The organism is Mycobacterium sp. (assembly GCF_008709575.1).
GTDB lineage: Bacteria > Actinomycetota > Actinomycetes > Mycobacteriales > Mycobacteriaceae > Mycobacterium.
Genome location: NZ_VYIK01000033.1, coordinates 34241 through 40617, shown reverse-complemented (window position 1 = coordinate 40617; position 6377 = coordinate 34241). Strand labels below are relative to the sequence as shown.

At 64.8% G+C, this 6377-nt stretch carries 5 protein-coding genes and 1 pseudogene; 3 read left to right on the top strand and 3 right to left on the bottom strand.

The features are described from left to right. The first annotated feature begins 279 nt into the window (after positions 1 to 279). Positions 280 to 1536 (top strand): annotated as a pseudogene (locus tag F6Q13_RS09490) (fatty acid desaturase). 75 nt (positions 1537 to 1611) lie between these two features. On the opposite strand, the gene F6Q13_RS09485 reads toward F6Q13_RS09490, so the two are convergent. After that, entirely contained in the window at positions 1612 to 1881 is a 270-nt protein-coding gene (locus F6Q13_RS09485) for a metal-sensitive transcriptional regulator (RefSeq protein ID WP_293055444.1), read from the bottom strand. Between the two features lie 85 nt (positions 1882 to 1966). Here F6Q13_RS09485 and F6Q13_RS09480 point away from each other — a divergent pair, with 85 nt between their 5' ends. Both F6Q13_RS09480 and F6Q13_RS09475 read left to right on the top strand, forming a co-directional pair. Then, complete coding sequence (locus F6Q13_RS09480) at positions 1967 to 2326, top strand: carboxymuconolactone decarboxylase family protein (protein WP_293055442.1); 360 nt, start codon at positions 1967 to 1969, stop codon at positions 2324 to 2326. Positions 2327 to 2467: 141 nt separating this feature from the next. After that, a complete protein-coding gene (locus F6Q13_RS09475) occupies positions 2468 to 3343 on the top strand; it encodes a universal stress protein (RefSeq protein WP_293055440.1) in 876 nt (291 codons plus the stop codon). Here F6Q13_RS09475 and F6Q13_RS09470 read toward each other — a convergent pair. Next, positions 3334 to 5088: a GAF domain-containing sensor histidine kinase gene (locus tag F6Q13_RS09470; RefSeq protein WP_293055438.1), complete on the bottom strand. Its 1755-nt coding sequence runs from the start codon at positions 5086 to 5088 to the stop codon at positions 3334 to 3336. The two genes, F6Q13_RS09475 and F6Q13_RS09470, sit on opposite strands and share 10 nt — an antisense overlap. Positions 5089 to 5191: 103 nt before the next feature. Next, positions 5192 to 6377: erythromycin esterase family protein (locus F6Q13_RS09465; protein ID WP_293055436.1), on the bottom strand; the 1186-nt coding region annotated here is incomplete at its 5' end.

Genomic DNA, 6377 nt, shown 5'->3' with positions numbered 1-6377 from the left:
CGCCGATGCTCATTCGTTACAATTATGTAACGAATTAATGGCGCGGCACACTAGGGTGTGACGGTAATCATCCTTTTCGTCGCACCAAGCGGCGGTGCGGACACCGATCGCGACGAATAGCAGGCTAGTGTTGGATCCAGAAACCCCACGAGGCCCGAATCCGCCACCCCGAAGGGGACCACCAGGCCGTTAGTTGCCGTTCGGGTCCCTGGCCGTGTGTCGGCTGCGGTTGCCGATCACGCTTAACCCGATAGGTGAGCCCGAGCTGTAAGGAAACCGATGGCGATTGCCGACGTTCCGGCGTTCACCCACCTAAGCGATACCGACATCGAGAATCTGGCTGTCGAGCTGGACGCGATCCGGCTGGACATCGAGAAATCACGCGGCGCGCGCGACGCGCGGTATATCCGCCGCACGATCGCCGCGCAGCGTGCCCTGGAGATAGCCGGTCGGCTGCTGCTGATCGCTGGCTCGAAACGTTCTGCGTAGTGTGCGGGCACCGTGAGCCTGGGTCTGGCCAAGATCATCGAGAACATGGAGATCGGCCACAATGTCATGCACGGACAGTGGAACTGGATGAACGATCCCGAAGTCCATTCTTCGACATGGGAATGGGACATGATCGGGGTGTCCGAACACTGGCGCTTCACCCACAACGTCCAGCACCACACCTACACCAACATTGTCGGCATGGACGACGACGTGGGCTACAGCACCGTGCGGGTCACCCGGGACCAGGCCTGGAAACGCTACACCGTCGGCAATTTGTTGTTCAACACCATCCTGGCGCTCGGATTTGAGTGGGGAATCGGCTTGCAGCCAATCGAGTTCACCAAACTCTTCGGTAGGCGCGGCCCGGACCGGGACATCGCCCGCCGGCAGGTGCGCGAGTTTTCAGCTAAAGCCGCCAGGCAGGTGACCAAGGACTACATCGCGTTTCCGGCGCTGACCTCGCTGTCGCCGGCGGCATCGTTCAAATCGACTCTGAAGGCCACCGTGGTCGCCAACGTGATCCGGAATATCTGGGCTCACACAGTGATTTTCTGCGGGCATTTCCCGGATGGCGCTGAGAAATTCAGCAAGACCGACCTGTCCGGGGAAACCCGCGGTCAGTGGTATCTGCGCCAGACGCTGGGCAGCGCTAACTTTGCCGCCGGGCCCGTGCTGCGGTTCATGAGCGGCAACCTGTGTCACCAGATCGAGCACCACCTCTATCCCGATCTGCCCAGCAACCGGCTGCACGAAATCTCGTCACGGGTCAAGAGGGTGTGTGAAAACTATGATCTCCCCTACACCAGCGGTCCGTTTCTGACGCAGTACGGCCAGACGTGGCGCAACATGGCCAAACTGTCGCTGCCCGACCGCTACTTGCGCGACACCGCCGACGACGCTCCGGAGACCCGCAGCGAGCGGATGTTCGCCGGATTGGAAACCGGTTTCGCCGGGACCGACCTGGTGACCGGACGTCGCCGTGGGCTCGCCGCAGCAATCGCGGCAGTGCGACAATTGGGCCGCGACCTCCGCGCGTCAGCGTAATCTCGCGATACGCCAACAGTTCTCGTTTTGCAACGAAGGCAGTTAAGCCGGCTTTCGGCGACATCCAGGCCACATTCAGGCCAACGTCAAAAATAGCTTTTCGAGTTCGGCCTCGGTCAGCGGCCGTTCGCCGTTGGCGTGGTTGCCGGTGAGGCAATCCCGGAGACCGGATGCCACGATCTTGAAACCGGCCCGGTCGAGCGCACGCGAGACCGCAGCGAGCTGCGTCACGACGTCTCTGCAATCGCGGCCCTGCTCGATCATCGCGATCACGCCCGCGAGCTGGCCCTGGGCGCGTCGCAGACGATTGAGTAACCCAGTAGTTTCGACCTGGTCAGCGCCCATTTTTGCCTCCATCCTGTGCGGATATGAGCAGCAGTGTACCCGAATCTGCTGACATACCCCTGCGGGTATCTGTATTCTGGCGGCCATGAGTGAACACCGGCACCACGAGGTACTCAACGACCTCAGCCCCCAGCACCGAGCCCTCCGCAAGATGATCCCGGATGTCTACAAGGGATTTGCGGAGATGAGCAACGCCGCGCTGACCTCGGGCGTCCTCGACAAAAAGTTCAAGGAACTCATCGCGCTGGCCATCGGGGTGGTGGCCGGTTGTGACGGCTGCATCGCCTCGCATGCGCAGGGTGCCGTTCGCGCCGGCGCTTCCAAGGAAGAAGCTGCCGAAGCAATCGGCGTCACATTCCTGATGCACGGCGGGCCCGCCACGATTTACGGGGCCCGCGCCTACGACGCCTTCTGCGAATTCGCCGACGCCGGAGTCAGCGCCTGACGGTGCGGTGCGTTCACTCGGTCGGGGACGGGGCCTATGGCCACACCAGTGATGACTTAGGCCCCCAGACCCGCCGGCCACCTCCTCCTAACGTCGGAAGTGACGCCAGCAGGGCGTCGTCGTACCGGTGAGGAGGCAATCATGGTCGGCCATCCGACAGGCATCGTCGTCGGCGTCGACGGGTCACCTGCCTCGCACTGCGCCGTCGATTGGGCGGCGCGCGACGCCGCACTGCGCAGTATGGCGCTGACTATCGTGCACGCCGTCCGGCCCCTCGGCACCACTGTGCCGCAGATGGCAGCGGCCTTCGGCCGCCGGCAAGTGGAGAACGCGCAGAAATACGTTGACGACGCAGCCGAAATCGCCCGGCGCAGTGCTGCCCGCGGTGGCCCGGTCACGATCGACACCGAGGTGTTGTTCGAGCCCGTCGTGCCGACTTTGGTGGACCTGTCCAAAGACGCCGACATGGTGGTGGTCGGCTCCCGGGGACGCAGCGGGTTGGCTCGCACCCTGCTGGGTTCGGTGAGCTCGGAGGTGCTGCGCCACGCGCATTGCCCGGTCGCCGTCGTCCACGACGAAGACCCGCTGATGCCTGATCCCGCCGCGGCGCCGGTGCTGGTCGGCATCGACGGTTCACCGACGTCGGAGCTGGCCACCGCGATCGCCTTCGCAGAAGCCTCGTTTCGTGGTGTGGACCTGGTGGCGCTGCACGCCTGGAGCGACGTCGAGGTGTCCGATTTCCCCGCAATCGATTGGCCGGCGATGAAACCGGAAGCCGAAGAAACTCTTGCCGAGCGGCTGGCCGGTTGGCAGGAGCGCTACCCCGACGTGACGATTCGCCGCGTGGTCGTGTGCGATCAGCCGACGTATCACTTGCTCAAGCAGTCCGAGTCGGCGCAGCTGGTCGTTGTCGGTAGCCACGGCCGGGGCGGATTCGCCGGCATGCTGTTGGGCTCGGTCAGCTCGGCGGTGGCGCACTCGGCGCGGACGCCGGTCATCGTCGCCCGTCAATCCTGAGCATTCACCGGGCCACCGGTCAGCGGTGCCGACCAGCGCAACACGGTCCCCCTCCCGGGGGCGCTTGCGACATGGAGAACACCGCCGACGTCGTCGGCGCGGCGGCGGAGATCGGTCAACCCGGGGCCGTCAGCCGCGTCGGGAATTCCGCGCCCGTCGTCGATCACCTCGATGCACAGCTCGTCGTCGACCCGGATGGTGACCTCGAGCTTGGTGGCGTCGGCGTGTGCGACGGCATTGCGCACAGCTTCGCGTACGACGGCTTCCGCGTGATCGGCCAGCGTCGCATCGACAGCGGAGAGCGGACCGACGAAATGCGTCATGGTGCGCAAGCCATCCCCGGAAAACCGGGCGAGTTCCTCCTCCAGCCGCTTGCGCAGTCGGGTGGCCCCTGACGGCGCACCATGCAGGTCGAAGATCGCGGTGCGGATGTCTTGCACCACCTCGTGCAGGTCGTCGATAGCGGCTGTCAGACGCCGCGTGACCTCCGGAGACCGGGCCAGCGGCAGCGTTGCCTGCATCGCGAGCCCGACAGCGAAGAGCCGCTGGATGACATGGTCGTGCAATTCGCGTGCGATACGGTCCCGGTCGGTCAACACCTCGAGCTCGCGCATCCGTCGCTGCGACGTGGCGAGCTGCCAGGCCAACGCCGCCTGGTCGGCGAACGCAGCCATCATGTCGAACTGTTCAGCGGTAAAAGGAGCCAGCCCCTTGCGACGCAACACGACCAACACGCCGGCGATCGCTTCGGTCGCGCGCAACGGCAACAATAGCGCCGGGCAGGGCGTATCGACGGTGCCGACGGTCAGCTCCAGGGCGTCCAGCCGTCGCGGTGTGTGGTCTCGAAAAACCTGACTGATCGCCTTGTCGTGCAAGGGCATAGCGGCCTGATTCGCCGGAACCGCCAGCGCGCCAGCGGCTTCGATGATTACTAATCCCGCGCTGTCGGAAGGGGGGGCCTCGGTGTCGCACGGGACCGCGACGAACGTAGCGGTCGCGTCGGCTAACAGCAGCGCTTTCTCGGCGACAAGCCGGAAAGCCGTGTCGGCGTCGACGCCGGACAACATCTCGGTCGAGATATCGTGCGCCGCCTCGATCCAAGCCTGCCGGGCCCGGGACTGCTCATAGAGTCGCGCGTTTTCGATAGCGATGCCGGCCGCGGCCGCCAGCGCCTGGACCAGGACCTCGTCGTCGTCGGTGAACAGTTGGCCGTTCGCTTTTTCGGTCAGGTACAGATTGCCGAAGACCTCGTCGCGGATCTGCACCGGGACTCCCAGGAACGTCCGCATGGGCGGGTGGTTCGGTGGAAACCCGACCGATGCCGGGTGATTTTGGATGTCGTGCAACCGGATGGGCTTCGGGTCGTCGATCAGCACGCCCAAAACCCCGCGGCCCTGAGGGAGGTCGCCGATCAGCGCCCGCATCTCCTCGCCGATCCCCTCGAAGACGAAGGCGACCAGGTCATGGCCCTGCCCCCGCACCCCGAGGGCGCCGTAACGCGCGTCTACCAGCTCTATCGCGGTGCGCACGATCCGGCGCAGTGTCGCGTCGAGGTCAAGGCCGGACGTGACGGTCAACATCGCCTCGATCAGCCCGTCAAGCCGGTCGCGGGATTCGATGATTTCTTCGACCCGCTCGTGCACGTCGGCCAGCAGTTCGCGCAGGCGCAGGTGTGACAACGCATCACGCACCGGATTGCGGCTGCCGTCCTCGCGCGGCCTTTTGTCGACCGGCACGAGACCCATGATGGCATGGCACCGGGCGACGTGCAGCACTTGCCGGCCGATCGTTCCGCTGCCGACTGGCCGGTGTCGCCATGGGTGTCGCCATGTCGCTGCGCGCTGACGGCTACAAACCGGACGGGTAGGTCTCCGGCGTCTCGCCGGCGATCCAGCGGCTGGTGATTTCCAACGGTTCGAGGGCTTGGGTGTGCTCGATGTGGATCATCGCGTCGAACTGCTCCGCCGGCCGGACGTAGAAGTAATGGCTTTGCCGTTCGGTTGCCGGCAGATAGATCACGCCGATCGCGCGATTCAATCGGACCCCGCCCAGCGCGGTAACGGCGTCACCGTCGTGGGTCACGATGAACTCCGGTCGACCCGTCTCGTGGAACAGTTCCTCGACACTACCCGCCAGTGCGGGCCGCACCGTCTTGCGTTCGGCGACACCACCCCAGTCACTGGCAGCGGTGACGGTGCCGGTGTAGGTGCTGAAGCCGATCAACCGGCAGTCCTGACCGTAGCGTTCGCGGACCAGCTGGCCGAGGGTGAGTTGACCGTCGCCGGCTACCTCGGTTGCCCGAGCATCGCCGACGTGAGAGTTGTGCGCCCATACCACGATTCGTGGTGTGGTGATCCGCCGGCTTAGATATTCCAGCAGCGCATCCACAGTGTGTGCCATGTGCTTGTCACGAAGATTCCATGACGTGACCCGGCCCCGGAACATCGCCCGGTAGTACTCCTCGGCGTTGCGCACCACGTACGCGTTCTGCTCGGTATAGAACAGTTCGTCTTCTGCCAACCTCCCGTCGCGGCGGGCGTAGTCAAGCGCATTGCGCTGGATGTCGACGAGTTGCTCGATGACTTGACGCTCACAGGAGGGCCCGGCACCGAAAGCGGCTGCGAATCCGTACGCCTGGCCGTCGTCGGCGGCCACGTGGTCGAAGCAACCGTACCGCTTGCGGGCGCGGGCTGCGGCCAGCGGGTCGATGTTGTCCAGATAGCTGATCACCTCGTGCATCGACCGATGCAGGCTGTAGAGGTCCAGGCCGTAGAAGCCGGCTTGTGGTCGGTTGCGCAGCAGACATTGCCGGTTGTTTTCCCGCAGCCATTCGACGAAGTCGCGCACGACGACGTTTCGCCACATCCAGGACGGGAAGCGTTCGAATCCCCGCAGGGCTTCCTCTGCCGAGGTGTCGTCGTCACATCCGCGCACGTACCGGTTCACCCGATAGGCGTCCGGCCAGTCGGCCTCCGCCGCCACCGCGCAGAAGCCCTTCTCTTCGATCAGCCACTTGGTGATCTCGGCCCGGGCC

Coding starts and splice junctions, on each gene's coding strand:
- F6Q13_RS09485 (WP_293055444.1), bottom strand. CDS start 1,881: ATGGGCGCTGACCAGGTCGAAACTACTGGGTTACTCAATCGTCTGCGA.
- F6Q13_RS09480 (WP_293055442.1), top strand. CDS start 1,967: ATGAGTGAACACCGGCACCACGAGGTACTCAACGACCTCAGCCCCCAG.
- F6Q13_RS09475 (WP_293055440.1), top strand. CDS start 2,468: ATGGTCGGCCATCCGACAGGCATCGTCGTCGGCGTCGACGGGTCACCT.
- F6Q13_RS09470 (WP_293055438.1), bottom strand. CDS start 5,088: ATGGGTCTCGTGCCGGTCGACAAAAGGCCGCGCGAGGACGGCAGCCGC.